We start from the raw sequence: 25584 nt of genomic DNA on the forward strand, positions 1-25584 counted from the left end.
TCACTTCGATCAACTCGCAACCCGGAAGCTGCTTCGTCGCCGTCGTTTTCAGCGGAGCCTTCGATTATGACACAGTTTTTAGAACCAGATCAAGACCGAAGGGCCTTTTTTCTCTACCGATCGCTTCGGGGTGGTGATGCTTCCCTTGGGAGGCTCAACCACCGAGTCGCCTCAGCAGAGCCATCGATTATGGCACGGTTTTGAGGGTTTCCCCTTGCCCCTCTCACTTTTTTCGCCGGCCTACTGCCGGGCCGTCCGGATGTTGGCCGGCAGCGCCTGGGGCCAGCTGGTGCGGAACGGATTGATGTCCAGTCCACCGCGCCGCGTGTAGCGCGCATACACCGCCAGCTGGGTGGGCTGGCAACGCTTCCAGATGTCCGTGAAGATGCGCTCCGCACAGGGCTCGTGGAATTCGTTGTGGTTGCGGAAGCTCACTATATAAGCGAGCAGTCCGGCCTGGTCGATCGGCGGGCCGTTGTAGCGGATCTGCACGCTGCCCCAGTCCGGCTGCCCGGTCACCAGGCAGTTGCTCTTGAGCAGGCGGCTGGTCAGGGTCTCGGTCACGGGGGGCTGGGTCAGGTCGGCGGACAGCAGTTCGGGCGCCGGCTGGTACTGCGCGCATTCGATGTCCAGCCGGTCGAGGTCGAGGCCGTCGAGTTCGTGCACGGGCTCCTGGTCGAAGACGTCCGGCGCCAGCAGCTTGACGCCGATGCCGGCCGAACGGTCGCTGCCGCGCCAGACGGCCTCGCCGAGATCGCTGCGCAGGCGCTCCCGCACCGCCTGCGCGTCGGCGAACACGGTGCTGTTGAAGCTGTTCAGATAGAGCTTGAAGGACTTGCTCTCGATGATGTTGGGCGTTTCGCAAGGGATCGTGAAATGCGCGATCGCCAGCTGCGGCTTGCCGCGGGCATTCAGCCAGCTCAGCTCGAAGGCGGTCCAGAGGTCGGCGCCGAAGAAGGGCAGCTTGTCGCTCGCGATGCCCATCGCGTCGCGCTGGGTGGCGCGCGGAATCGGAAACAGGAGACCGGCGTCGTAGTGATCGGCATAGGCCGAGGCGCGGCCCAGCTGCGACTGTTCCGGGGTGTTGTCTAGACTCATGAACGACTCTCGGCCTGCGCCAGGAAGGGAAGGATGTGCTGCATCAGGATCTCGACCACCGGCGGCGGCAGGTCGTGGCCCATGCCAGGGATGGAGACGAAACGGGCGCCGGGAATGCGCTGCGCCGAATCCCGGCCGCAGGCGATCGGCACCAGGGCGTCGGCTTCGCCGTGCAGCACCAGCGCCGGGCTGGCGATGCGCGGCAGCAATTCGGCGCGGCCCTGGTCGGCGACGATCGCGAGCATCTGCCGCACCACGCCGGCCGGCCGGTAGGCGCGGTGCATGTAGCGCCGGATTCGCTCGGCGACCACCTGGTCGTCCTGCGGGTAGGCCGGGCTCTGGATCAGCCGCACCATGCCCATGCTGTGCGCCACCAGCGCCGCTTCGGTGCGGCTCGGCGGGCGACGCAGCAGGGCGGCGGCGACGTCGGGCCGCGGGCCCGGCAGCTTGCGGGCGCCGCTCGAACTCATGATGCTGACCAGGCTGGCGGTGCGCTGCGGCGCGCTCGCCGCCAGGCGCTGGGCGATCATGCCGCCCATCGAGGCGCCGACCACATGGGCGCGTGCGATGCCCAGTGCATCGAGCACGCCCAGCGAATCATCGGCCATGTCCTGCAGGCTGTAGGCCGAGCGCACCGGCAAGCCGATGCGTTGGCGCACGCTCTGCCAGAGCAGGTTGCCGCCACCGGCCTCGTCGAAGCCCTGGCTCAGGCCGATGTCGCGGTTGTCGTGGCGCACGACCCGGTAGCCGGCGTCGACCAGCGCCTGGACGAAATCGTCGGGCCAGCCGATCAGCTGCATGCCGAGCCCCATGACGAGCAGCGCCACCGGCCGCCCCTCCCCGCCGCTGTCCTCGACCTCGATCTGGATCCCGTTGGCTTTGATCTTCATGGTGCGGGCGTCAGATGAATTCGCGCTCGCGCAGCCACTTGGTCGCGACCCACTTTTCGCCGGACAGCACGGGCGCACCGCCGTGCAGGGTCCGGGTCGAGGGGTCGGGCTTGTCGTAGCTGAAGAAGACGCCGGTGCCGCGCTTGGGCGCGACCTCGAGGCCGACGTCGGGGAATGTCGTGCCGCCGCCCTGTCCGGGTTCCTGCAGGTACATCACCAGGGTGGCCACGCGCTGCCCGCCGCGGCGCAGGATGGTCGGCGTGCCGGGCTCGCCCGGATCGAAATAGTCGTAGTGCGGGCGGTACTGGGCGCCCGGCGCGTAGCGCAGCACCTGCAGCCCCTCGCCGAACTCGATCGGCCATTTCAGCAGCGCCGCGATGCGCTGCTCCAGCCGGGTGACGATGGCGTTCTCGCCGCGCTCGAAGAACATGCCGTCGCTGGTTCGATCGACATTGAGGGCTTCGCCGCCGGTCTGCGTCTCGACCGTGAGCGAGCGCGCGAGGCGCAGGCGGGCGGCGGCGATCAGGCCCTCGCATTCCTCGTCGGACAGCAGGTCCCCGAACACGATGACGCGCGGAAGGCGCATCGTCTGGAGCACCTGCACGCGGCGGTCGCCGGCGTCGATGTACAGCGGAGAACTCGACAGGTCCGGGCCCGGCAGGCCGGCGGTCGACGCCTCGGCCGGCAAGGGCTCGGCGGCCGGGACGACCGCGGCCTGCCTCTCGATGCCCTGCAGGGCGAGATCGATCGCGTCGTCCTGCCAGCCGGAGGTCCGCATCGCAGCGCGCAGGCTGGCCACCGAATGGCCGGCCGCGAGCTGGGCCACGATCCATTCGCGGAGTTCGGGGCTGATCGCCTGGCCCGTGCTCATGCCAGCCTCCGGCGGAACACCATCCGCTCCGGCCTCGACGCGGTGGCGTCGAAGGCATAGCCCTCGAGGTCGAATCGCTCCAGCGCCTGCGGCGTGGCCGCCTTGTGCAGCACCGCCCAGCGCGCCATCAGGCCGCGCGCCCGCTTGGCGAAGAAGCTGATGATCTTGTAGCGCCCCGGATCGGCCTTGGCGCCGGTGCCGGCCTTCCATTCCTCGAAGATGCACTCGACCACGCGGGCCTTGAGCACGCGCTGGTCGACCGACTTGAAGTACTCCTGGGAGGCCAGGTTGACCACCACCGGCGTGCGATCGGCCACCAGCCGCTCGTTGAGATGCTCCGCGATGCGCGGACCCCAGAAGGCATAGAGATCCTTGCCATGGCGGTTGGCGAGCTGGGTGCCCATTTCCAGCCGGTAGGGCTGCAGCAGGTCGAGCGGGCGCAGCACGCCGTAGAGTCCGCTCAGGATGCAGACGTGGTCCTGCGCCCAGGCCAGCTGCCTGGCGTCGAGGGACTTGGCGTCGAGCCCGCCGTAGACGTCGCCGTCGAAGGCCAGCGCGGCCTGCTTGGCGTTCTTCGCGCTGCCCTTGGACGCCCAGGCCGCGTAGCGCGCCACGTTGAGCGCCGACAGCTTGTCCGACAGGTGCATGAGCTCGGCGATCTGCTGCGGGGATTTCTCGCGCAGGATCCGGATCAGCTCGGCCGCGGGGCTCTTCGGGCCCTCGAAACGCGCCTGCGTGGCGGGCACGGTGTCGGGGACCGGGGTGTCGTAGTCGAGCGATTTGGCAGGGGAAAGCAGAAACAGCATGGCCGAATTATCGATCGCCGGGCCAACCGGCGCGACCCGGTCGGTATAGAGTGCGGCTGCCATCCCCACCCCATTCAGCTGGAGACCCGAGATGAAGCTTGCCCGCCTCTTTCGTACCGGTGCGTTCGTGCTGGTCGCCGCCTGCGCCGGTACCGCGCTCTGGCATCCGCCCGCTGCCCACGCCGCGGCGCCGCTCGCCAAGGAGCAGGCGCCGGGCTTCTACCGGCTGATGGTGGGCGATTTCCAGGTCACGGCCCTGTCGGACGGGACGGTCGCGCTGCCGGTCGATCAATTGCTGACCCGCACCACGCCCGCCCAGGTGAAGAAGATCCTGGCCCGCTCCCACCTGGAGAGCCCGCTGGAGACCTCGGTCAACGGCTACCTGATCAATACCGGCAGCAAGCTGGTGCTGGTGGACACCGGCGCCGCGGCCCTCTTCGGCCCCACGCTGGGCAAGCTGGTGGCGAACCTGAAGGCCGCCGGCTACCAGCCCGAGCAGGTCGACGAGGTCTACATCACCCACCTGCACCCCGACCACGTCGGCGGCCTGCTGGCGGGCGACAAGCCGGCCTTCCCGAACGCCACGGTGCGCGCCGACCGGCACGATGCCGACTACTGGCTCAGCCAGGCCAACATGGACCAGGCGCCGGCCGACGCCAAGGACTTTTTCAAGGGCGCGATGGCGTCCCTCAACCCCTACATCGCGGCCGGCAAGTTCAAGCCCTTCGACGGCGACACCGAACTGGTCCCCGGCATCCGGGCCCAGGCGGCCCGCGGGCATACGGCCGGCCACAGCATCTTCATCGCCGAGAGCAAGGGCCAGAAGATCGTCTTCTGGGGTGATCTGATGCACGTGGCGGCCGTGCAGTTCGAGAACCCTTCGGTAACGATCCAGTTCGACACCGACTCCAAGGCCGCCGCCAAGGAACGGCGCAAGGCGTTCGCCGACGCGGCACACCACGGCTACCTGGTGGCCGGGGCGCACCTGGCCTTCCCGGGCATCGGCCGCCTGCGGGCCCAGGGGGCGGGCTACGTCTGGTTGCCGGTGAACTACGCGCCGCCCCAGTGACGCGCCCGCGCAGTCGAATAAAATCCCCTGACCTTCACCCCCACAAGCGGCATCCTGCGGGATGCCGCTCGTCTTTGCAAACGCCATGAGCGACACCCTGCCCCAACCCGGCCTCGAGAGCCTTTCCAAATCCTTCGAACCCGTCGCCATCGAGGCGCACTGGGGTCCCGAATGGGAGCGCCGCGGCTATGCCGCCGCCGGCTACCGCGGCACGCAGAAGCCCAAGGATGACGCGCCCTCGTTCGCGATCCAGCTGCCGCCGCCGAACGTGACCGGCACGCTGCACATGGGCCACGCCTTCAACCAGACCATCATGGACAGCCTGGCGCGCTACCACCGCATGGCCGGGGCCAACACGCTCTGGGTGCCGGGCACCGACCACGCGGGCATCGCGACCCAGATCGTGGTCGAGCGCCAGCTGCAGGAGCAGAAGCTCAGCCGCCACGACCTCGGCCGCAAGAACTTCGTCGCCCGGGTCTGGGAATGGAAGCAGCAGTCCGGCAACACCATCACCAACCAGATGCGCCGCATGGGCGACACGGTGGACTGGAGCCGCGAGTACTTCACGATGGACGAGGACCTGTCGAAGGTGGTCACCCAGACCTTCGTGCAGCTCTATGAAGAAGGCCTGATCTACCGCGGCAAGCGCCTGGTCAACTGGGACCCGGTGCTGAAGACCGCGGTCAGCGACCTCGAGGTCGAAAGCGAGGAAGAAGACGGCTTCCTGTGGCACATCGCCTATCCGCTCGAAGACGGCTCGGGCACGCTCACGGTCGCCACCACCCGGCCCGAGACCATGCTCGGCGACACCGCCGTCATGGTCCACCCGGAGGACGAGCGCTACAAGCACCTGATCGGCCAGCGCGTCAGGCTGCCGCTGACCGACCGGCTGATCCCGGTGATCGCCGACGACTACGTCGACCGCGAATTCGGCACCGGCGTCGTCAAGGTCACGCCGGCGCACGACCCCAACGACTACGCGGTGGGCCAGCGCCACCAGCTCGAGAACCTCTGCGTCCTGACCCTGGACGCCACCATCAACGACAACGCGCCCGAGAAGTACCGCGGGCTCGACCGCTTCGTGGCGCGCAAGGCGGTGGTGGCCGACCTCGAGGCGCTGGGCCTGCTGGTCGAGACCAAGAAGCACAAACTGATGGTGCCGCGCTGCGCCCGCACCGGCGCGGTGGTCGAGCCGATGCTGACCGACCAGTGGTTCGTCGCCATGACCAAGCCCGACGCGAGCGGCCAGTCGATCGCGCAGAAGGCGATCGAAGCCGTGAGTTCGGGCGAAGTGAGCTTCGTGCCCGAGAACTGGGTCAACACCTACAACCACTGGATGGAGAACATCCAGGACTGGACCATCTCGCGCCAGCTCTGGTGGGGCCATCAGATCCCGGCCTGGTACGACGCCGAGGGCAAGGTCTATGTGGCGCGCAGCGAAGAAGAGGCGCAGGCCCAGGCACCCGGCAAGACGCTCACGCGCGACGAGGACGTGCTCGACACCTGGTATTCGTCGGCGCTGATTCCGTTCTCGTCGCTGGGCTGGCCCGAGAAGACGCCCGAACTCGACCTTTACCTGCCCTCGACCGTGCTGGTCACGGGCTACGACATCATCTTCTTCTGGGTCGCCCGGATGATCATGATGACCAAGCACTTCACGGGCAAGGTGCCTTTCAAGCACGTCTACATCCACGGCCTGGTGCGCGACTCGCACGGCAAGAAGATGAGCAAGTCCGAAGGCAACGTGCTCGATCCGGTCGACCTGATCGACGGCATCGCGCTGCCCGAGCTGCTCGACAAGCGCACCCAGGGCCTGCGCAAGCCCGAGACCGCGCCCGCGGTGCGCAAGAACACGCAAAAGGAATTCCCGGACGGCATCCCGGCCTTCGGCGCCGACGCGCTGCGCTTCACCTTCGCCTCGCTGGCCTCCCTCGGCCGCAGCATCAATTTCGACGCCAAGCGCTGCGAGGGCTATCGCAACTTCTGCAACAAGCTCTGGAACGCGACCCGCTTCGTGCTGATGAACTGCGAGGGCCAGGACTGCGGCCTGCGCGAGCACACCAAGGAAGAATGCGCGGTCGGTGGGCCGGCCCACGGCTACCTCAAGTTCAGCCAGGCCGACCGCTGGATCAGCTCCAAGCTGCAGCGCGTCGAGGCCGAGGTGGCCAAGGGCTTCGAGGAGTACCGGCTCGACAACGTGGCCAATGCGATCTACCAGTTCGCCTGGGACGAGTTCTGCGACTGGTACCTGGAAATCGCCAAGGTCCAGATCCAGCAGGGCGACGCGGCGCAGCAGCGCGCCACGCGGCGCACCTTGATCCGCACGCTCGAGACCCTGCTGCGGCTGGCGCATCCGGTGATCCCCTTCATCACCGAAGCGCTGTGGCAGAAGGTCGCGCCGGTGGCCGGCCGCGACGGCGAGTCCGTGATGATCGCCGCCTACCCGAAGAGCCAGGCCGAGAAGATCGACGAAGCCGCCGAGGCCCACGTGGCCCGGCTCAAGTCGCTGGTGGATGCCTGCCGCACGCTGCGCGGCGAGATGAACGTCTCGCCCGCCACGCGGATGCCGCTCTACGCCGTGGCCGACGATGCCGCGAGCAGCGCCTTCCTGCGCGATGCGGCACCGGTGCTGCAGGCGCTGGCGAAACTCAAGGAAGTGAAGGTGTTCGACGACGCCGCGGCCTGGTCGGCCGCCGCCGAGGCGGCCCCGGTGGCGGTGGTCGGCGACGTGCGCATCTGCCTGCACATGGAAATCGACAAGGCCGCGGAAAAGGTCCGCATCGGCAAGGAGCTTGCGCGCATCGAGGGCGAGATCGCCAAGGTCAATGCCAAGCTCGGCAACGAAGCCTTCGTTGCCAAGGCGCCTCCCGCGGTGATCGACCAGGAGCGCAAGCGGCTGACGGACTTCAGTGCCACGCTCGAACGGCTGCGCGACCAGCTTGTCCGCCTCGGCTGACAGACCGGCTGCAGCCGAGGCCTTTAGTATTGGGGTTGGCACCTCCGGGTGCCCTCCCGCCCTCCCTTTCATCCTTCAGATCGACGAAAGCCCATGTCCAAAACTTCGACGCGCATTCGCAAGGCCGTGTTTCCCGTAGCAGGCTTTGGCACCCGATTCCTGCCGGCCACCAAGGCACAGCCCAAGGAAATGCTGCCGGTGGTGGACAAGCCACTGATCCAGTACGCGGTCGAGGAAGCCTATGCCGCCGGCATCCGCGACATGATCTTCGTCACCGGGCGCAACAAGCGCGCGATCGAGGACCACTACGACACCGCCTACGAACTCGAGTCGCAGCTCGAAGCCAGCGGCAAGACCGCCTTGCTCGAAATCGCCCGCTCGGTGATGCCCGAGGACATGACCTGCTCCTATGTGCGCCAGCCCCGCATGCTGGGCCTGGGCCACGCGGTGCTTTGCGCCGAGCACCTGGTCGGCGACGAACCTTTCGCGGTCCTGCTGGCCGATGACCTGATGGTCGGTCCCGACAACGGCGAGCCGGTGCTGGCGCAGATGACGCGGGTCTTCGATCGCCTCGGCGGCTCGTTGCTGGCGGTGCAGGAAGTCCCGCTGGAACATGTCAAGCGCTACGGCATCGTCGCCGGCGAGACAGTCGAGGACGGCCTGGTCAAGGTCAACCGCATGGTCGAGAAGCCCAAGCCCGAAGATGCGCCCTCGCGCCTGGGCGTCGCCGGCCGCTACATCCTCACGCCCGGCGTCTTCGACGAGATCCGCAACCAGCCCAAGGGCGCCGGCGGCGAGATCCAGTTGACCGACGGCATCGCCGCCCTGATGAAGAAGGAATCGGTCCACGCCTACGCCTACAAGGGCACGCGCTACGACTGCGGCAGCAAGGAGGGCTTCCTGCAGGCTACCGTCGAACTGGCCCTGGCACACCCGGAAGTCGGCGCGACGTTCCGCGACTACCTCAAGAGCCTGGCGCTGTAGCCGCCTCGAACAGCGGCTCGAGGAAGCGAACGACTTCCTCGTCGCCGATCGGCGTCAGCGGCAAGCCGAAATCAACGATCAGCTGCTGTACCAGCGATTGCGCCCACAGCGTGTTGATCGCGACGCCGCCGTGGTCGTCCGACAGGGTCGAATTGCGCGGATCATCGCCCACGGTGTGTGTCACCCGGATGCGGGGCCCGATGGCGATCGTCCGGTAATCCGGCTTGCCGGCCGGCGTGCGGGTGCCCATCAGGGCCGCCAGCCACGCGCCGAAGTCGGCGAAGGCGATTCGAGGATCGCCCGCACCGATCCCGCGAATGGCGCCGTTGACCAGCGCGAGTGCGGCCCTGAGGTTGGCGGTTTCCTCGGCGGTCTGCCACCGATCTACATACAGGGGATCGTCCGCCTCCCCGGACAGGCCGACCAGCACGATGCGCGCCGCCGGATGGGCGCCGTGGATCAGCGCGACCGCCCGTCCGATTTCGCGCGCGCAGTGTTCGGCGACGGCGCGCAGTGCCGGCGCCGACGGATCCTTGGCCGCTAGATCCAAATGGGGCGTGAAGTCGTTGCTGCCGACCCGGATCACGACGACGCCGCCGCGCCAGCGCTCGGGCTGCTTGTTCATCAGCGCCACCAGCCGGGGGGCCTCGCGGATCCGGTTGCCCATCAGGTGCTTGCAGGCGGCGCCCGTGACGGCGAAGTTGTAGAGGTAGTCTTCCTTCCTCGGCACGCGCTGCCCGTTCAGGCCCACCAGCTCGCGCAGCCGGGCGACGCGGTTGCGCGACCCCCAGCGCACCCAGGGCCCGAGATCGATTTCGCCCGGACGCAGGCGGGCGAGGGCCTCGGTCCATTGGAAAGTCACCGAACGGAAGGCACCGCCGCGCTCGTTCGGCGCGGCGAACACGAGGCTGTCCTGGTAGGAGTGGCCGCCTGAATCGCCCAGCACCGCCAGCGAAACGGCGCCTGCTGCGGGAGGCGCCGAACCGGTCATGCGTCGACCGTCGTTCGCGTGAGCCCCACCTCGTTCTCGAGCAGGCGCTGCACCGCGGGAAGATCGGCATCGAACCAGTCGTCTTCGTGGTTTTCGTTGCCGCACAGGAAGAAGTGACGCTGTCCCAGCCCGCAGGCCAGCGAATGGAAGTAGTTGCCGGCCACGCTCGTCGAGTAGAGGGCCACCAGGTCGATGTCGCCCGAGAAGAAGATGGTGCCGAGGCCGGCGCCGTGCGGTCCCAAGACGATCTCCGCGCGGTGGAACAGCGCCACCTGTTCTTCGAACGGGAGCTTTTCCAGCTGGACGCTGCGAAAGCCGTAGCCCTCGAGCAGTTCGACTAGCGCGTCCTCGTTGCGCACCCGGCGATGCCCGGCGTTGCGCCGGCTGATGTAGAGCCGCTCGGTCTTCTCGTGGGTGGCCGGCAGGCCGATGCGCTTGAAGATGGGGGCCCGTATGGCCTCGTAGTATTCCTTCGGCAGCACGCCCATGCACAGGCCCGAGGCCACGGACGCCCAGATGAACCGCTCCGGCTGAATCCACGGATCTGTTTCGGGGTCCAGGTAGACGAGCTTGAAGTTCGGCGGCAGGGCGCTCTCCAGCGTGAAGCGCTGGAAGCCGAGCGCCGTCGACGGCATGCACACGGTCAGCGGCTGGCCGGCCATCGCCAGCTCGAGCGAGCGGATCTTGGGCAGGCAGTCGACCATCCAGTGCCAGAAGTTCTCGGCGTTGCAGTAGGCCAGGGTGGTCCAGGCGCCCTCGACCCGCCGCACCGAGGAGGGCCGGCGCTTGCGAAAAGGCGGATAGAGAAAGCGCCGATGCTCCATGCCCTTGTCGGCGATCAGCTTGAAGTCCCGGGTGCAGACCATGCCGCTGCGCACGAAGACATTGGCGTCGGGAATCTCGCAGACGAACACGTCGGGCCGATCGAACCACCCGTCCTTGTAGTACTGGGCGACACGGGTGAACGGATCCTTGTCGCCGGCGCCGATCCTGACCCGCTCCGCCGGCAGCATCACGCGCAGGTTGCGCACTCCGCCCCCCCGCGCGGCTTCATCTTCGGGCAGGACGTAGCGACCGATGAACTTCCCGGGCAGGAGGGCGACCTTGGCATCGATCGCCAGATTGCGAAGGCGATGGACCTGCGCACGGGCGCCCGGAAAGACCTTCAGGATCAGATCGCGAACCGTCCCCTTGACCTGACGCAGCACCGCGGTGGCCATCTCAGCGACGCCGCAGCACGTGGATGAACTCGTCACCGACCGTCTGCTGGTCGACGAGGTCGTTGCCCGTCTGGCGGGCGAAGGCCTGGAAGTCCCGCACCGATCCGGCGTCGGTCGACACCACCCTCAGCAACTCGCCGCTGTGCATCTCGTTGAGCGACTTCTTGGCCTTCAGGATGGGCAAGGGGCAATTGAGGCCGCGGGTATCGAGTTCTTTGTGGATCTGCATGGCCGTTCCTTGAAACTGCGACGATTCTAGGAGGCTGGCCGCGGCCATTCCATGAATTGGGGCTCGTGCCCGCGGGTGCGCAGCCAATCCGCCAGCCCATAGCCGGTGCCGGCCGGCCAGCAGCGCAGGTCGGGCAGGTCGTAAAGCCGGTAGTCCACCAGTTCGGGCGAGAGCGACACCTCGCCGTCCGCCACGGCGTGGTAGACGATGATGACCTGGTTCATGCGCTGGAAGTCGTAGACCCCGACCAGGTTCAGCTCGCTCGCGTCGAGGTTGGTTTCCTCCTTGATTTCGCGCGCGATGCCCTCCTGCGGCGTCTCGCCGGCCTCCATGAAGCCGGTGATCAGGGCATAGGCCTTGTGCGCCCAGGCGGCGTTGCGGGCCAACAGCACCTGGCCGCGGTATTCGATGATGGCGGCCAGCACCGGCGTCGGGTTGTTCCAGTGGGTCCAGTTGCAGGCCGGGCAGCGCAGGCGCGACTTCGGGCCGCCGTCCTCGGCGAGTTCGATGGAGGCCAGCGGCGTGGCGCAGTCGGGGCAGAACTTGGGATGGGGCATGGGGCTCAGGCGGGGAAGACGCCGGTGGACAGGTAGCGGTCGCCGCGGTCGCACACCACGAAGACGATCGTCGCATTCTCGACCGTGCGCGCGATCTCGAGCGCCACCCACAACGCGCCGGCGGCCGAGATGCCGCCGAAGATGCCCTCTTCGCGCGCCAGCCGGCGGCACATCTCCTCGGCATTGTCCTGGCTCACGTTGACCACCTGGTCGACCCGGCTCGGGTCGTAGATCTTCGGCAGGTACTCCTGGGGCCACTTGCGGATGCCCGGGATGCGCGAGCCTTCGTCGGGCTGGGCGCCGACGATGCGCACCGCCGGGTTTTTTTCCTTCAGGAAGCGCGACACGCCGGTGATGGTGCCGGTGGTGCCCATCGCGCTCACGAAATGGGTGATGCGCCCGCCGGTGTCGGCCCAGATCTCGGGCCCGGTGGTCTCGTAGTGGATGCGCGGATTGTCGGGATTGGCGAACTGGTCGAGCACCCGGCCCTTGCCCTGCTGCACCATCTGCTCGGCCAGATCGCGCGCGTATTCCATGCCGCCGCTCTTCGGGGTCAGCATCAGTTCGGCGCCGAAGGCCTTCATGGTCTGGGCGCGCTCGACCGACAGGTCCTCCGGCATGATCAGCACCATGCGGTAGCCCTTGATCGCCGCCGCCATCGCGAGCGCGATGCCGGTGTTGCCAGAGGTGGCCTCGATCAGGGTGTCGCCGGGCTTGATCTCGCCGCGCTCCTCGGCCCGCTTGATCATCGACAAGGCCGGGCGGTCCTTGACCGAGCCGGCCGGATTGTTGCCCTCGAGCTTGCCCAGAATCACGTTGCCCCGCTGGGCGTTGGCCGCGGCGTCGATGCGCTGCAGCGCGACCAGCGGCGTCTTTCCAATCGCGTCTTCAATCGTCGGATATTGCATGGAGCCACTGTGCCATAATTTTGGGCTGCCTTCCTTCCGTGCCCGGGTGGTGAAATTGGTAGACGCAGGGGACTCAAAATCCCCCGCCGCAAGGCGTGCCGGTTCGATTCCGGCCCCGGGCACCACGTGTTCAGGCGCGCTGGTCAGGTTCGATTAAGGGGTCGGCGCCATCCTGGAGCCCTCCTCCGACCCTCCAAGGTCTTGCCCGCTTCGGCGGGCTTTTTCTTGGGCGCGACCGGCGCGTGCCGAGTCGCAGGAAATGACAAGACAACCGCCGGCATCGAGGAACCGTCCTGAACGGGCGGGTGCCGAAGCCACCTCTACCAGCGCCGGGCGGTCGTCCACACCGAGTATGCGGCGCGAATCTGACGCCTGCATGAAGCCCCCCGGCAGAAGGGTTTCTGTTCGGGCGGCGCAGGACGGCTCAGGCCGGCGCCTCGACGCCGGCCGCGGGGCGCCGGTCGCGCGTCACCCAGTTGAACAGCGGCGTCGCCATCAGCGTCGTGAAGATCGCCATCAGCACCAGGATCGAGAACAGGCCCGGCAGAATGACGCCGGCCTGCAGGCCGATGTTGATGATGATCAGCTCCATCAGGCCGCGGGCATTCATCAGGGAACCGATCGCGAGCGCATCGCGCTGGCTCTCGCCGGCTGCCCGCGCCGCGGCCCAGCAGGCGATGCCCTTGCCGCAGAACGAGGCCGCGAGGATGGCGATGGCGCCGAGCAGTATGCCGGGCTCGAACAGCACCGCCAGCCGGGTGTTGAGGCCGGAATAAGTGAAGAACAACGGCAGCAGGAAGATGACGACGAAGGGCTGCAGCTGTTCGCGCAGCTTCTCGGTCAGCGCACCGCGCGGCAGCGCCGCCCCGAGCAGGAAGCCGCCGAAGACCGCGTGGATGCCGATGGCGTCCATGGCAAACGCGCTCAGGCAGAACAGCACCAGCACCACGGCCAGCAGCGACGAACTCAGCGGCGCGTCCGGGCGCACGTGCGCGGCCAGCCGCTTGAGCAGCCGCGAGCCCACGAAGACCATGAACAGCGCATAGGCCACGCCGCCGCCGATCGCGGCATAGGCGCCGCCCCAGGCACCGCCGAAGCTCGCCAGCACCACCGCCAGGATGCACCAGGCCGCGGCATCGTCGACCGCGCCCGCCGTCAAGGCCAGCGTGCCGAGCGAGGTCCCGGCGAGGCCGCGTTCGTGGATGATCCGCGCCAGCATGGGAAAGGCGGTGATGGCGATCGCCGCACCGAGGAACAGCGCGGCCTCCAGCGGCTTGGCGCGGGCCGAGAACAGGCCCGGAATCTCGTGCAGCCACGGCGTCAGCGCGAAGGCGAGCACGAACGGCACCAGGATGCCCGCCGCCGACACCGAAGCAGCGCTTCGAATGCGGCTCTTGAAATGGTCGGCCCGGAATTCGGTGCCGACCAGGAACATGTACATGCCGACGCCGAGCTGGCCGCCCACGTAGAGCATGGACAGCGTTTCCTTGGGGAACAGGGCGCGCTGCAGCTCGGGAAAGAAAAGCCCGAACAGCGATGGACCGAGCATCACGCCGGCGATCATCTCCCCCACCACCTGGGGCTGGCCGATCCAGCGTGCCAGCCGGCCGACGAGCTGGCAGATCGCGATGATGGCGGCGACCTGGAGAAAGAAATAGACGGAGAGCTGGGTCGTGGGCATCGCCCGATTTTGCCGTGCCGCGGTGCCGGCCTTGCTGCCGGATGTTTCGGCAGCTGTTCTCAGCCCGACGCGAGCCCCGCCGCCACCGTCGGATAGCGCAGCCGCAGCCGCAGCTCCCGCTTCAGCCGGGTGTTGTCGAGCCGCCTCGACTCACCCATGAAACTCAGCAGCGACAAGGGAAGCTGGGCCTGCGCCTCGTCGCGGGCGATCCGGGGCGGCAGCGGCAGGCCGTAGAGGCGGGCGGCCAGGTCGATGTAGTCGCCCATCTTGATCTCGCTGTCGTCGCTCGCATGGAACGCGCGCTGCGGGCCGCCGCGCCACAGCGCCGCCACGCAGGCGCGCGCCAGGTCGTCGGCATGGATGTGGTTGGTATAGACGTCGTCCTCGGCCCGCAGCACCGGGGTGCCGCGGCGCAGCCGTTCGCGGGGCGTGCCGCCTTCGCGGTCGGGCGCGTAGATGCCCGGAATGCGCAGGATCCGCACCGCGACGCCGGCACGGCCCAGCCAGCGCACGGTGCGCTCGGCATCGACGCGGCGGTGCGCGCGCGGCGTTTCGGGCCGCAGCGCGCGCGTCTCCGCGACCAGGGCGCCGCCGCAATCGCCGTAGACCCCGCTGGTCGAGCCATACACGAAGGCCGACGGCAGCGACCGCAGGCGCAGGGCGCGCGCCAGCGCCAGCGTGCGGGCGTCGCGCCACCATCGGGCACCCTCCTCCACGCGCGCCGGCGGCGCCAGGTGGAGCACCCGGGTGGCGAGTCCCGACAGCCGGCGCAGCGAAGCCGGTTGGTCCAGGTCGGCCACGATCGGGGTCAGGCCGGCCTGCCGCAGCTGCGGCACGCGCGCGGGCGACGAGGTCAGCGCGATCAGCTGCAGCCGGCCCCGCAGCAGCCCGGCCGCGCGCATCCCGACGTCGCCGCAACCGACCACCAGCACGCGCTCGCGCCGGAAGCGTGAAGGCCTCGCCCCGAGGGGGCTGTTGATTGAGGGCAAAATCCGTTCTCCCTTTTGAGCAGAAAACGAAGAATACCCATGACCAGCGCAGCGCCGAGCGAGGCGGGCTTCCAGATCACGGTCGAACCGAGCGGACGCCATTTCACCGCCCTGGCCGACGAGACCATCCTCGCGGCAGGCATTCGCCAGGGCATCGGCCTCCCCTATGGCTGCAAGGACGGCGCCTGCGGCTCGTGCAAATGCAAGAAGCTGTCGGGCATGGTCACCCTGGGCCCGCACCAGAGCAAGGCGCTCAGCGCCGAGGAACAGCTCGCCGGCTACGTGCTGACCTGCTGCGCCCGCGCCGAGAGCGACGTGGTGCTCGAATCGCGCCAGGTGACCGAGGCCGGCGCCTTTCCGATCCGCAAGATGCCGGTGCGGGTGCAGGCGCTCGCCAGACAGTCGCACGACGTGGTCCAGCTGCGCCTGCAGCTGCCGGCCGGCGAGCCCTTGCAGTTCCACGCCGGACAGTACGTGGAGTTCATCCTGCGCGACGGCACGCGGCGCAGCTACTCGATGGCCAACGCGCCCCACACGCTGCAGCAGCCCGGCACCGGCCTCGAGCTGCACATCCGCCACCTGCCCGGCGGCAAGTTCACCGACCACGTCTTCGGCACGATGAAGGAAAAGGAAATCCTGCGCATCGAGGGCCCCTACGGCAGCTTCTTCCTGCGCGAGGACTCCGACAAGCCCCTGATCCTGCTGGCCTCCGGCACCGGCTTCGCGCCGATCAAGGCACTGCTGGAGCACATGAAGTTCAAGGGCATCGAGCGCCCGTCGACGCTCTACTGGGGCGGCCGGCGGCCGGAAGACCTGTACATGGACGACTGGGTGCGCACCGAGCTGCAGCAGATGCCGAACCTGCGTTACGTGCCCGTGGTCTCCAATGCGGTGCCCGAGGACGACTGGCGCGGCCGCACCGGCTTCGTCCACCGGGCAGTGCTGGAGGACTTCGACGACCTGTCCGGCCACCAAGTCTATGCCTGCGGCGCGCCGGTGGTGGTCGATTCCGCCAAGCAGGACTACGTCGCGCAGCGCGGCCTGCCCGAAGAAGAGTTCTATGCCGACGCCTTCACGACCGAGGCCGACAAGGCCCTGCCTTGAGGACCTGACACAAACCCGATGGAATCCATGAAAGCCAGACACTTCCTCCTGACCCTCCTGTCAACCGCCGCCCTGCTGGCCGCCGGTACGGCGAGCGCCCAGCAACGGCCGATCCGGCTGATCGTCCCCTACGCCGCGGGCGGCCCGATCGACGTCACGGCGCGGGTCCTGGCCGAGCGCGTCAAGGACTCTCTGGGCACCGTCATCATCGACAACAAGCCCGGTGCGGGCGGCAACATCGGTGCCGATGCGGTGGCCAAGGCGGCCCCCGACGGCCTGACCATCGGCATCGCGGCCACGGCCACGAACGCGGTCAATCCCTGGCTCTACGCCAAGATGCCCTTCAACGCCGCCACCGACTTCGCGCCGGTGACGCAGATGGTGCGCGTGCCCAACGTGCTGGTGATGAACGCCGACACCGCGCAGCGGCTCAAGATCAACACCCTGGCCGACCTGATCGCCTACGGCAAGGCCAACCCCGGCAAGCTCAACTACGGCAGCGGTGGCAACGGCAGCGCCGGCCACCTGGCGGGCGAGATGTTCAAGAAGGAAGCCGGCATCTTCGCGGTGCACATCCCGTACAACGGCGGCAACCCGGCGCAGCTCGCGCTGCTGTCGGGCCAGGTCGACTTCAATTTCGACAACCTCGCGACCGCGGCGCCGAACATCCGCTCGGGCAAGCTGAAGGCGATCGCGGTGACGACGGCGCAGCGCAGCAGCGCGCTGCCCGAGGTGCCGACGGTGGCCGCCACGCTGAGGGGCTTCTCGATCGACACCTGGTGGGGCCTGGTCGCACCGGCGGGCACGCCGCCCGAGGTGGTCGCCAAGCTCAACCATGCCTTCGTCGCCGCGCTCGATTCGCCCGACACCAAGACCCGCTTCGCGACGCTGCTGGCCGAACCCGTGGCCAGCACGCCGGATCAGTTCGGCGCCTTCATGAAGAGCGAACTGGCCAAGTACGAAAAAGTGGTCAAGGCCACCGGCGCAAAGGTCGACTGATCACTCGCCAAGGTAGGCGGCGCGGACCTTCGGGTCGCTCAGCATCACCTTGGCGTCGCCGCTCATGGTGATCAGGCCCGACTCCATCACGTAGCCGCGATCGGCCAGCTGCAGCGCGCGGCTGGCGTTCTGCTCGACCAGCAGCACCGTGACACCCTGGTCGTAGACCTGCTTCACGACTTCGAAGATCTTGTCGACCATGATCGGCGACAGGCCCATCGACGGCTCGTCGAGCAGCAGCACCTTGGGCCGCGCCATCAGCGCACGGCCCATTGCCAGCATCTGCTGCTCGCCGCCCGACATGGTGCCGGCCAGTTGGGTGGCCCGCTCCTTGAGCCGCGGGAAAGTCGAAAACACGCGCTCGATGTCCTTCGCGATCTCGACCTTGTCCTTGCGGATGTAGGCGCCGATCTGCAGGTTCTCGGTGATCGTCATGCGCGTGAACACGCCGCGCCCCTCGGGCACCATCACCAGGCCCTCGCCGACCAGGTCCCAGGCGCCGCGGCCCTTGATGCTCTTGCCGAGGAACTCGATGTCGCCGCCGAGGAAAGGCAGCGTGCCGGTAATGGCCTTCATGGTGGTGGTCTTGCCGGCGCCGTTGGAGCCGATCAGCGAAACCAGTTCGCCCTCGCGGACCTCGAAGTCGATGCCCTTGACGGCCTGGATGCCGCCGTAGGCGACCTTCACGCCGCTCACCTTCAGTAGTGTCTGTGCCATCTCAGTGTCCTCCCGTGCCGAGGTAGGCCTCGATCACCTTTTCGTTCTTCTGCACGTCGGCGGGCGTGCCCTCCGCGATCTGCTTGCCGTAGTCGAGCACCGTCACGCGGTCGCACAGGCCCATCACCAGCTTCACGTCGTGCTCGATCAAGAGGATGGTGCGGTTGTCCTTGCGGATGCGGTCGATCAGCTCGCGCAGCATCACCTTCTCGGTCGCGTTCATGCCGGCCGCCGGCTCGTCGAGCGCGATCAGCTGCGGATCGGTGGCGAGCGCGCGGGCGATCTCGAGCCGCCGCTGGTCGCCGTACGAGAGCGTGCGGGCCTTGTAGTCGGCGAACTTGCCGATGCCGACGTACTCGAGCAGTTCATGCGCGCGCTCGGTGATCGCCGCCTCCTCGGCCTTGAATCCCGGCGGGCGGAAGATCGCGCCGAAGACGCCCGAATGGGTGCGCACGTGGCGGCCCACCATCACGTTCTCGAGCGCGGTCATTTCCGCGAACAGCCGGATGTTCTGGAAGGTGCGCGCGATGCCGGCCTTGGCGACCTCATGGACCGCGGTCGGCTGGTAGGGCTTCCCGGCCAGCTCGAAGCTGCCGCTGTCGGGCGTGTAGAGCCCGGTGATCACGTTGAAGAAGGTGGTCTTGCCGGCGCCGTTGGGGCCGATCAGGCCGTAGACCTGGCCGCGCAGGATCTTGATGCCGACGTCGGACAGGGCCTGCAGGCCGCCGAAGCGCTTGGAGATGCCGCGGACGTCGAGGATGGTTTCAGTCATGTTGCGTCCCTGGCTCACGGATTGATCGACATCGGACGCGAGGCGGCACCGGGCACTTCGTCGGCCGGCGTCTCGACGCCGGGCGCGGCCGCGGGCATGCCCGAGACCGGCTGGGTGCCTCGACGCGCCAGCGACTTTCCATGTTCGGGCGTTGGCCAGAGGCCGCGCGGACGCACCAGCATGATGATGATCATCGCCAGCGCGATGAACAGCTGGCGCAGGATCGAGGCATCGAGCCGGCCGCCGGTCATCGACTGCAGCGGCGCCGCCACGTAGCGCAGCACCTCGGGCAGCGCGGCCAGCAGGACGGCGCCCAGGATCACGCCGGGCAGGTGACCGATGCCGCCCAGCACCACCATCGCGACGATCATCACCGACTCCATCAGGCTGAAGGACTCGGGCGACACGAAGCCCTGGAACGACGCGAACATCGCGCCGGAGACGCCGCCGAAGCTGGCCCCCATCGCAAAGGCCAGCAGCTTCATGTTGCGGGTGTTGATGCCCATCGCCTTGGCCGCGATCTCGTCCTCGCGGATCGCCATCCAGGCGCGGCCGATGCGCGAGACCTGCAGGCGATGCGAAATCATGATGGTGAAGATCACCAGCGCCAGGAACAGGTAGTAGTACAGCGTCACCGAGGAGATGGTGAAGCCGTCGAACTTCAGGGACTTGCCCAGGTTCAGGCCCCAGAAGTGGATCGGGTCGATGGCCGTGATGCCCTTCGGTCCGTTGGTGAGGTTGATCGGGTGGTCCAGGTTGTTCAGGAACACGCGAATGATCTCGCCGAAGCCGAGCGTCACGATCGCCAGGTAGTCACCGCGCAGCTTGAGCGTGGGTGCCCCCAGCAATGCGCCGAACAACGCCGCCAGCCCGAGCGCCGCGGGGATCACCAGCAGCAGCGAACTGTGCAGCCCGTTCGGGAACATGGCCTTGACGGCCGGGAAGGTGTCGGTCAGGTGCGGCGACCCCAGCAGCGCGTACAGGTAGGCGCCGATGGCGAAGAAGGCCACGTAGCCCAGGTCGAGCAGGCCGGCGTAGCCGACCACGATGTTGAGGCCGAGCGCCAGCATCACGTAGAGCAGGGCGATGTCGGCGATCCGGACCCAGGCATTGCCCTGGCTCTGCAGCAGCAGCGGCAGCACCAGCACCGCGAGCATGCCGAACGCGTACAGGAGGGTGTTCTTGCTGTTCTTCATGGTTCGGTCCTCAGGCCCGGTCCGCCACCCGCTCGCCGAGCAGGCCGGAAGGCCGCAGCGTGAGCATGATGATCAGAACGATGAAGGCGAAGATGTCGCTGTAGTGGCTGCCCAGCACATCGCCGGTCAGGGCGCCGATGTAGCCCGAGCCGATGGCCTCGATCAGCCCCAGCAGGATGCCGCCGACCACCGCCCCGGCGAGGTTGCCGATGCCGCCGAACACCGCCGCCGTGAAGGCCTTGAGCCCGGGGATGAAGCCCATCGCGTGCTGCGCGATGCCGTAGTTCGAGGCGTACATCACGCCCGCCACCGCCGCCAGCACGGCGCCGATGATGAAGGTGGCGGAGATCACCATGTCGGGGCGGATGCCCATCAGCGCCGCCACCCGCGGGTTCTCCGCCGTGGCGCGCATCGCGCGCCCCAGCTTGGTGTAATTGACCAGCCAGCTGAGGACCGCCAGGCAGATCGCGGTCACCGCGAGGATCATCACCTGGGTCGGCGAGATCACTGCGCCGCCGACATGGATCGGCGTGGTCGACAGCAGGTTCGGATAGGCCTTGTTGGTCGGCTTCCAGATGATCATCGCCAGCGTCTGCAGCAGGATCGACATGCCGATCGCGGTGATCAGCGGCGCCAGCTTGGGACTGTTGCGCAGCGGCCGGTAAGCCACCTTCTCGATGACGAAATTGAGCGTGGCGGCGACCACGCAGGCGATCAGCAGTGCAATCAGCAGGATCAGCCAGCCCGGCGTGCCGGGCATCGACTCCTGCATGAGCCCGATGATGCTCCAGCTGGTCAGTGCCCCGACCATGAGCACTTCACCGTGGGCGAAATTGATGAGGTTGATGATGCCGTACACCATGGTATAGCCCAAGGCTATCAAGGCGTACATGCTGCCCAGAACCAGACCGTTGATGATCTGCTGCAGCAAGATGTCCATAACGAGAATCCCTTTTTTTGTGTTGACGCCCTCGAGAGGCGCCCGGCTGACCCTGGCGCTCTGGTTGGAACGCTGGGGTTTCACTTAGCAAAAAACCCGCCAGCATGTGACGACGGCGGGTTTGTGGCGGGATTGTAATTTCGCGCGAACGCCGTTCTGGTGCGGTTTCGACGGGGTTTTCCCGCTGGCGCACGCTGGAAGTGCGTCAATGTGCGCGCAGCGCGCAAAGGAGTATCGACCAACTGACCGGGCTGGTCAGCTGGCCGCGTCCGTATTGCGCTTTCGCAGCTCGCGCAGCTTTTCCGCAATGCGGATTTCGAGTCCGCGCTCCACCGGGCGGTAAAAGGGTGGCGCATCGAGGCCCTCGGGCAGGTAGGTCTCGCCGGCCGCGAAGCCGCCCTCCTCGTCGTGCGCGTAGCGATAGCCCTTGCCGTAGTCGAGCTGCTTCATGAGCCGGGTCGGGGCGTTGCGCAGATGCATGGGCACCGGCCGCGTGCCGTCCGACTTGATGAAGGCCTTGACCTCGTTGTAGGCCTTGTAGACCGCGTTCGATTTCGGCGCCACGGCCAGGTAGACCACGCACTGGGCCAGCGCCAGCTCGCCCTCGGGGCTGCCGAGCCGCTCGTAGACCTCGGCCGCATCGAGTGCCAGCCGCAGCGCGCGGGGGTCGGCCAGGCCGATGTCCTCGCTCGCCATGCGAACCAGCCGGCGCGCCATGTAGCGCGGATCGGCGCCGCCGTCGAGCATGCGCACGAACCAGTACAGCGCGGCATCGGGATCGCTGCCGCGCACCGATTTGTGCAGCGCGGAGATCGTGTCGTAGAACTGTTCGCCGCCCTTGTCGTAGCGGCGCAGCCGCTCGCCGAGCACCCGCAGCAGCCAGGCATCGGTGATGGCGTCGAGCTTCTCGGCGCCGGCGGCGACCGCCAGCGTCTCGAGCGTGTTGAGCAGGCGCCGGGCGTCGCCGTCGGCGTAGGCGACCAGGCGGTCGACCGCCTCGGCGTCGATCGCCGGCACCGCCTGGATGGCCTGGGCCCGCTCGACGATCTGCTGCAGGTCGGCTTCGCCGAGCGGCTGCAGCACGTACACCGCGGCCCGCGACAGCAGGGCCGAGTTGACCTCGAAGGACGGGTTCTCGGTGGTGGCGCCGATGAAGGTGAACAGGCCCGACTCGACATGCGGCAGGAAGGCGTCTTGCTGGCTCTTGTTGAAGCGATGCACCTCGTCGACGAACACGATGGTGCGACGCTGCTCCAGGCCGTCGCGCGCGGAGGTAGCGCGCTCGACCGCCTCGCGGATGTCCTTCACGCCGCCGAGCACCGCGCTGATGCTCAGGAACTGGGCATCGAAGGCATCGGCCATCAGGCGCGCGATCGTCGTCTTGCCGACACCGGGCGGGCCCCACAGGATGCACGAGTGCGGCTGGCCCGATTCGAAGGCGATGCGCAGCGGCATGCCCGCACCGAGCAGGTGCTGCTGGCCGATGACCTCCCCCAGCGTCCGGGGGCGCAGTCGTTCGGCGAGGGGCGGGAGGTTGGAGGTGGCCATCCGCGGCCGGCGCTACTGGCGGATCACGTCGGCACCGCTCGGCACCTTGAACTGGAAGGTCGAGGGCGGCAGCGACGGATTGACCTCGACCTTGCCGAACTTCAGCACCGAGCGCTGGCCGAAACTGTCGAGGATCTCGAGCGCGGACAGGGCCTCGCCCTGGAAACCGATCTGCACGCTCTGCAACTGGCCGTCCTTGCTCTTGGGCGTGGCCTTGACCCACTGGAGGCCGTCGCGATCGGCTGTGCCCTCGAGCGTGAAGTCGGCCTGAAGGGCCCGCAGGTCGGGCGCGGCGGCGATCAGCGCGGCCGGCGTCGAGCCCAGGGCTTGCGCCTGCTTGCGCTGCGTGACCTGGTTCAGGTCGGCGTCGTAGAGCCACAGCGTCTGGCCGTCGGCAACGATGTTCTGCACGAAGGGCTTCTGGTAGTCGAACCTGAACTTGCCCGGGCGCTGGAACGCGAAGCTGCCGGTCGACACCTTGGGCCGCGACTCCTGGCCCTCCTTGGGCGGTGCAGTGACGGTCTGCGTGAACTCGGCGCGGCCGGACTTCACCGTCTTGACGAAGGCCTCCAGGCTTTCGAGGCCGCCCGCCCAGGCGCCGCCGGCCAACACGGCCAGCGCCACACCCGCTATCAATTTCTTCATCTGGACTCCGTTCACTCGGCCCGGGCCGGCACCAGGATCTCGCGCTGGCCGCTGCCGCTCATGGCGCTCACCAGGCCGGCGTTTTCCATGTCCTCGACCAGCCGCGCGGCCCGGTTGTAGCCGATCTTCAAGTGGCGCTGCACCAGCGAGATGCTGGCCTTGCGGTGCTTCAGCACGACCTCGACCGCCTGGTCGTACATCGGGTCCTTCTCGCCGCCGCCATCGCCGCCGCCCTCGCCCAGCAGATCGCCGTCGCCATCGACCGTACCGCCTTCGAGCACGCCTTCGATGTAGTCCGGCTCCCCTTGCGACTTGAGGTAGGCGACCACGCGGTGCACTTCCTCGTCGCTCACGAAGGCGCCGTGCACGCGCACCGGCAGCCCGGTGCCGCTCGGCATGTAGAGCATGTCGCCCATGCCGAGCAGGGCCTCGGCACCCATCTGGTCGAGGATGGTGCGCGAGTCGATCTTGCTCGACACCTGGAACGCGATGCGGGTCGGGATGTTGGCCTTGATGAGGCCCGTGATCACGTCGACGCTGGGCCGCTGGGTCGCCAGGATCAGGTGGATGCCGGCCGCCCGGGCCTTCTGCGCCAGACGGGCGATCAGTTCCTCGATCTTCTTGCCGACCACCATCATCAGGTCGGCCAGTTCGTCGATCACCACCACGATGTGGGGTTCGCGGGCCAGCGGCTCGGGGCTGTCGGGCGTCAGGCTGAAGGGGTTGTAGATGAACTCCTCGCGCGCCTTGGCCTCGTCGATCTTCTGGTTGTAGCCGGCCAGGTTGCGCACCCCCAGCTTGCTCATCAGCTTGTAGCGGCGCTCCATCTCGGCCACGCACCAGTTCAGGCCGTGGGCCGCCTGCCGCATGTCGGTGACGACCGGCGCCAGCAGGTGCGGGATGCCCTCGTAGACCGACATCTCGAGCATCTTCGGATCGATCATGAGCAGGCGCACGTCGCGCGCCTCGGCCTTGTACAAGAGGCTCAGGATCATCGCGTTGATGCCGACCGACTTGCCCGAGCCGGTGGTGCCGGCGACCAGCACGTGCGGCATCTTGGCCAGGTCGGCCACCACCGGATTGCCGATGATGTCCTTGCCCAGGCCCATCGTGAGCATCGACTTGCCCTCGTTGTAGACCTGCGATCCGAGGATCTCGCTGAGCCTGATCGACTGCCGCTTGGCATTCGGCAACTCGAGCGCCATGTAGTTCTTGCCGGGAATGGTCTCGACCACGCGGATCGACACCAGCGACAGCGAACGCGCCAGGTCCTTCGCGAGGCCCACGATCTGCGAGCCCTTGACGCCGGTGGCGGGCTCGATCTCATAGCGCGTGATCACCGGACCCGGCGAAGCCAGCACCACGCGGACCTCGACGCCGAAGTCCTTGAGCTTCTTCTCGATCATGCGCGAGGTCATCTCGAGCGTGTCGGCCGACACCGTTTCCTGGCGCGCCTGCGCGGCATCGAGCAGGTCGACCTGCGGCAGCTTGCTGTCGGGCAGCTCGCGGAACAGCGGCTTCTGGCGTTCCTTCGCCACCCGGTCGCTCTTCGGCACCTCGGCCAGGGCCGGCTCGATCTGGACCGGCGGCGAAGGCGCGCGCCGCTTGGGCCGCGGCAGGATGCGCAGCTCTTCGTCGGGCACCTCGGGTTCGGGCCCGCTGTCGAACGCCGACAGTTCCTCGCGCTCGCGCACCGCCTGCTTGCCCATGGCGATGTCCTGGGCGATCTCGCGCTTCTCGCGCCGCGACTCGAACAGCGAATACAGGCGCGAGCCGATGCGCTCGGCGATCTGGCCCCAGGAAAAACGGAACACCAGGGCCGAGCCGATGACGCCGCCGGCGATCGCGATCAGCGCCGAACCGGTGAAGCCCATCCACTTCACGCTGGCCGGGCCGACCAGGTAGCCGAGCACCCCGCCGCCGTGTCCCGGCAGCCGGAATTCGAGCCGATAGAGGCGCGACCATTCAAGCATGGCGCTGGCGCACAGCAGCAGGATCAGTCCGAACCAGAAGGCCAGGCGACTGCGGTTGAAGGGCCCGCGCGGCGCTTGCTCGGCCGCGGCCGCCTCGCCGCCGCGCATCCACCCGGCCAGCGAGGACAGCCAGACCCGCAGGCCGGCTGCCAGGCACCACCAGACCGAATAGCCGGCCAGGAAGTAGCTGGCATCGGCCAGCCAGGCGCCGATGCGGCCACCCCAGTTCTTGACCTCGCCCCCGGTGCCCGAAGTCGACCAGGCGGCATCCGACGGCGTGAAGCTCAGCATCGCGAGCAGCCAGAACAGCAGCACGACGAAACCGGCGATCAGCGTGATCTCGTGGGCGAAGCGCATCGCGCGCAGCCGGACCGGCTGCGGCTCGCCGGCCGCGGAGTTTTGAAGGGTATTGAGCGAATAAGTCATGAAAGGCAGGCCGTC

Annotated in this window: 23 protein-coding genes and 1 tRNA gene; 6 read left to right on the forward strand and 18 right to left on the reverse strand. The window is 67.9% G+C overall.

The window, feature by feature from the left end; genetic code table 11:
* Positions 1-240: 240 nt before the first annotated feature.
* The 4 genes from queF to yaaA are packed head-to-tail and all read right to left on the reverse strand — an operon-like array spanning position 241 to position 3665.
* Positions 241-1098, reverse strand: a complete 858-nt coding sequence (gene queF, locus QTI68_RS23145) for an NADPH-dependent 7-cyano-7-deazaguanine reductase QueF (RefSeq protein ID WP_286524882.1) — start codon at positions 1096-1098, stop codon at positions 241-243.
* Positions 1095-1988: an alpha/beta fold hydrolase gene (locus tag QTI68_RS23150; protein ID WP_286524883.1), complete on the reverse strand. Its 894-nt coding sequence runs from the start codon at positions 1986-1988 to the stop codon at positions 1095-1097. The genes queF and QTI68_RS23150 overlap by 4 nt, the downstream gene beginning before the upstream one ends.
* 10 nt (positions 1989-1998) lie before the next feature.
* Positions 1999-2859, reverse strand: a complete 861-nt coding sequence (locus tag QTI68_RS23155) for a 2OG-Fe(II) oxygenase (RefSeq protein ID WP_286524884.1) — start codon at positions 2857-2859, stop codon at positions 1999-2001.
* Complete coding sequence (gene yaaA, locus QTI68_RS23160; RefSeq protein WP_286525562.1) at positions 2856-3665, reverse strand: peroxide stress protein YaaA; 810 nt, start codon at positions 3663-3665, stop codon at positions 2856-2858. Before yaaA ends, QTI68_RS23155 begins: the two co-directional genes overlap by 4 nt.
* Before the next feature lie 91 nt (positions 3666-3756).
* Between yaaA and QTI68_RS23165 the strand changes: the two genes are divergently transcribed.
* The 3 genes from QTI68_RS23165 (at position 3757) to galU (ending at position 8674) form a co-directional block, all read left to right on the forward strand.
* Positions 3757-4734, forward strand: coding sequence for an MBL fold metallo-hydrolase (locus QTI68_RS23165; RefSeq protein ID WP_286524885.1), 978 nt, complete (start codon positions 3757-3759; stop codon positions 4732-4734).
* 85 nt (positions 4735-4819) lie between these two features.
* Positions 4820-7690: a valine--tRNA ligase gene (locus QTI68_RS23170; protein ID WP_286524887.1), complete on the forward strand. Its 2871-nt coding sequence runs from the start codon at positions 4820-4822 to the stop codon at positions 7688-7690.
* 93 nt (positions 7691-7783) lie between these two features.
* Positions 7784-8674: a UTP--glucose-1-phosphate uridylyltransferase GalU gene (gene galU, locus QTI68_RS23175; protein WP_286524889.1), complete on the forward strand. Its 891-nt coding sequence runs from the start codon at positions 7784-7786 to the stop codon at positions 8672-8674.
* Here galU and QTI68_RS23180 read toward each other — a convergent pair.
* From QTI68_RS23180 to cysM, 5 genes are read right to left on the reverse strand one after another with little or no spacing between them, the layout of a single operon-like run.
* The gene (locus tag QTI68_RS23180) at positions 8655-9665 is read right to left on the reverse strand and encodes an SGNH/GDSL hydrolase family protein (RefSeq protein ID WP_286524891.1); all 1011 of its coding nucleotides are present in this window, start codon (positions 9663-9665) and stop codon (positions 8655-8657) included. The two genes, galU and QTI68_RS23180, sit on opposite strands and share 20 nt — an antisense overlap.
* On the reverse strand, positions 9662-10921 hold the full coding sequence (locus QTI68_RS23185; protein WP_286524892.1) for a glycosyltransferase family 61 protein: 1260 nt from the start codon (positions 10919-10921) through the stop codon (positions 9662-9664). Before QTI68_RS23185 ends, QTI68_RS23180 begins: the two co-directional genes overlap by 4 nt.
* On the reverse strand, positions 10887-11114 hold the full coding sequence (locus QTI68_RS23190) for a sulfurtransferase TusA family protein (protein WP_286524894.1): 228 nt from the start codon (positions 11112-11114) through the stop codon (positions 10887-10889). The genes QTI68_RS23185 and QTI68_RS23190 overlap by 35 nt, the downstream gene beginning before the upstream one ends.
* 26 nt (positions 11115-11140) lie before the next feature.
* Entirely contained in the window at positions 11141-11671 is a 531-nt protein-coding gene (locus QTI68_RS23195) for an NUDIX domain-containing protein (RefSeq protein ID WP_286524896.1), read from the reverse strand.
* 5 nt (positions 11672-11676) lie between these two features.
* Positions 11677-12579 (reverse strand): cysteine synthase CysM, encoded by a 903-nt coding sequence (gene cysM, locus QTI68_RS23200; RefSeq protein ID WP_286524897.1) that lies wholly within the window; start codon positions 12577-12579, stop codon positions 11677-11679.
* A gap of 40 nt (positions 12580-12619) precedes the next feature.
* Here cysM and QTI68_RS23205 point away from each other — a divergent pair.
* A tRNA-Leu gene (locus tag QTI68_RS23205) sits at positions 12620-12704 on the forward strand.
* 299 nt (positions 12705-13003) lie between these two features.
* Here the strand turns inward: QTI68_RS23205 and QTI68_RS23210 are convergent.
* Both QTI68_RS23210 and QTI68_RS23215 read right to left on the reverse strand, forming a co-directional pair.
* Entirely contained in the window at positions 13004-14260 is a 1257-nt protein-coding gene (locus tag QTI68_RS23210; RefSeq protein WP_286524898.1) for a cation:proton antiporter, read from the reverse strand.
* Between the two features lie 59 nt (positions 14261-14319).
* Positions 14320-15249 (reverse strand): NAD-dependent epimerase/dehydratase family protein, encoded by a 930-nt coding sequence (locus QTI68_RS23215; protein WP_286524900.1) that lies wholly within the window; start codon positions 15247-15249, stop codon positions 14320-14322.
* Between the two features lie 39 nt (positions 15250-15288).
* Between QTI68_RS23215 and QTI68_RS23220 the strand changes: the two genes are divergently transcribed.
* A complete protein-coding gene (locus QTI68_RS23220) occupies positions 15289-16353 on the forward strand; it encodes a CDP-6-deoxy-delta-3,4-glucoseen reductase (protein ID WP_286524902.1) in 1065 nt (354 codons plus the stop codon).
* A gap of 27 nt (positions 16354-16380) precedes the next feature.
* Positions 16381-17352 carry a Bug family tripartite tricarboxylate transporter substrate binding protein gene (locus QTI68_RS23225; RefSeq protein ID WP_286524903.1) on the forward strand — a complete coding sequence of 324 codons (972 nt, stop codon included), beginning with the start codon at positions 16381-16383 and terminating at the stop codon, positions 17350-17352.
* Here QTI68_RS23225 and QTI68_RS23230 read toward each other — a convergent pair whose 3' ends face one another.
* The 7 genes from QTI68_RS23230 to QTI68_RS23260 all read right to left on the reverse strand — a co-directional run bounded on the left by QTI68_RS23230 (position 17353) and on the right by QTI68_RS23260 (position 25569).
* Positions 17353-18069, reverse strand: a complete 717-nt coding sequence (locus tag QTI68_RS23230; protein WP_286524904.1) for an ABC transporter ATP-binding protein — start codon at positions 18067-18069, stop codon at positions 17353-17355.
* Between the two features lies 1 nt (position 18070).
* Positions 18071-18841, reverse strand: coding sequence for an ABC transporter ATP-binding protein (locus tag QTI68_RS23235; RefSeq protein ID WP_286524905.1), 771 nt, complete (start codon positions 18839-18841; stop codon positions 18071-18073).
* A gap of 14 nt (positions 18842-18855) precedes the next feature.
* Positions 18856-20037 (reverse strand): branched-chain amino acid ABC transporter permease, encoded by a 1182-nt coding sequence (locus QTI68_RS23240; protein ID WP_286524906.1) that lies wholly within the window; start codon positions 20035-20037, stop codon positions 18856-18858.
* A gap of 10 nt (positions 20038-20047) precedes the next feature.
* Positions 20048-20977 (reverse strand): branched-chain amino acid ABC transporter permease, encoded by a 930-nt coding sequence (locus QTI68_RS23245; RefSeq protein ID WP_286511123.1) that lies wholly within the window; start codon positions 20975-20977, stop codon positions 20048-20050.
* A 255-nt stretch (positions 20978-21232) separates the two neighbouring features.
* Positions 21233-22525, reverse strand: coding sequence for a replication-associated recombination protein A (locus QTI68_RS23250; RefSeq protein ID WP_286524908.1), 1293 nt, complete (start codon positions 22523-22525; stop codon positions 21233-21235).
* 12 nt (positions 22526-22537) lie between these two features.
* Positions 22538-23170, reverse strand: coding sequence for an outer membrane lipoprotein periplasmic chaperone LolA (gene lolA, locus QTI68_RS23255; protein ID WP_286524909.1), 633 nt, complete (start codon positions 23168-23170; stop codon positions 22538-22540).
* An 11-nt stretch (positions 23171-23181) separates the two neighbouring features.
* Complete coding sequence (locus QTI68_RS23260) at positions 23182-25569, reverse strand: DNA translocase FtsK (RefSeq protein WP_286524910.1); 2388 nt, start codon at positions 25567-25569, stop codon at positions 23182-23184.
* Positions 25570-25584: the final 15 nt, after the last annotated feature.

Origin of the sequence: Variovorax sp. J31P207, from assembly GCF_030316965.1 — a bacterium.
Taxonomy (GTDB): domain Bacteria; phylum Pseudomonadota; class Gammaproteobacteria; order Burkholderiales; family Burkholderiaceae_C; genus Variovorax; species Variovorax ginsengisoli_B.

Coding starts and splice junctions, on each gene's coding strand:
- queF (WP_286524882.1), bottom strand. CDS start 1,098: ATGAGTCTAGACAACACCCCGGAACAGTCGCAGCTGGGCCGCGCCTCG.
- QTI68_RS23150 (WP_286524883.1), bottom strand. CDS start 1,988: ATGAAGATCAAAGCCAACGGGATCCAGATCGAGGTCGAGGACAGCGGC.
- QTI68_RS23155 (WP_286524884.1), bottom strand. CDS start 2,859: ATGAGCACGGGCCAGGCGATCAGCCCCGAACTCCGCGAATGGATCGTG.
- yaaA (WP_286525562.1), bottom strand. CDS start 3,665: ATGCTGTTTCTGCTTTCCCCTGCCAAATCGCTCGACTACGACACCCCG.
- QTI68_RS23165 (WP_286524885.1), top strand. CDS start 3,757: ATGAAGCTTGCCCGCCTCTTTCGTACCGGTGCGTTCGTGCTGGTCGCC.
- QTI68_RS23170 (WP_286524887.1), top strand. CDS start 4,820: ATGAGCGACACCCTGCCCCAACCCGGCCTCGAGAGCCTTTCCAAATCC.
- galU (WP_286524889.1), top strand. CDS start 7,784: ATGTCCAAAACTTCGACGCGCATTCGCAAGGCCGTGTTTCCCGTAGCA.
- QTI68_RS23180 (WP_286524891.1), bottom strand. CDS start 9,665: ATGACCGGTTCGGCGCCTCCCGCAGCAGGCGCCGTTTCGCTGGCGGTG.
- QTI68_RS23190 (WP_286524894.1), bottom strand. CDS start 11,114: ATGCAGATCCACAAAGAACTCGATACCCGCGGCCTCAATTGCCCCTTG.
- QTI68_RS23195 (WP_286524896.1), bottom strand. CDS start 11,671: ATGCCCCATCCCAAGTTCTGCCCCGACTGCGCCACGCCGCTGGCCTCC.
- cysM (WP_286524897.1), bottom strand. CDS start 12,579: ATGCAATATCCGACGATTGAAGACGCGATTGGAAAGACGCCGCTGGTC.
- QTI68_RS23210 (WP_286524898.1), bottom strand. CDS start 14,260: ATGCCCACGACCCAGCTCTCCGTCTATTTCTTTCTCCAGGTCGCCGCC.
- QTI68_RS23220 (WP_286524902.1), top strand. CDS start 15,289: ATGACCAGCGCAGCGCCGAGCGAGGCGGGCTTCCAGATCACGGTCGAA.
- QTI68_RS23225 (WP_286524903.1), top strand. CDS start 16,381: ATGAAAGCCAGACACTTCCTCCTGACCCTCCTGTCAACCGCCGCCCTG.
- QTI68_RS23230 (WP_286524904.1), bottom strand. CDS start 18,069: ATGGCACAGACACTACTGAAGGTGAGCGGCGTGAAGGTCGCCTACGGC.
- QTI68_RS23235 (WP_286524905.1), bottom strand. CDS start 18,841: ATGACTGAAACCATCCTCGACGTCCGCGGCATCTCCAAGCGCTTCGGC.
- QTI68_RS23240 (WP_286524906.1), bottom strand. CDS start 20,037: ATGAAGAACAGCAAGAACACCCTCCTGTACGCGTTCGGCATGCTCGCG.
- QTI68_RS23245 (WP_286511123.1), bottom strand. CDS start 20,977: ATGGACATCTTGCTGCAGCAGATCATCAACGGTCTGGTTCTGGGCAGC.
- QTI68_RS23250 (WP_286524908.1), bottom strand. CDS start 22,525: ATGGCCACCTCCAACCTCCCGCCCCTCGCCGAACGACTGCGCCCCCGG.
- lolA (WP_286524909.1), bottom strand. CDS start 23,170: ATGAAGAAATTGATAGCGGGTGTGGCGCTGGCCGTGTTGGCCGGCGGC.
- QTI68_RS23260 (WP_286524910.1), bottom strand. CDS start 25,569: ATGACTTATTCGCTCAATACCCTTCAAAACTCCGCGGCCGGCGAGCCG.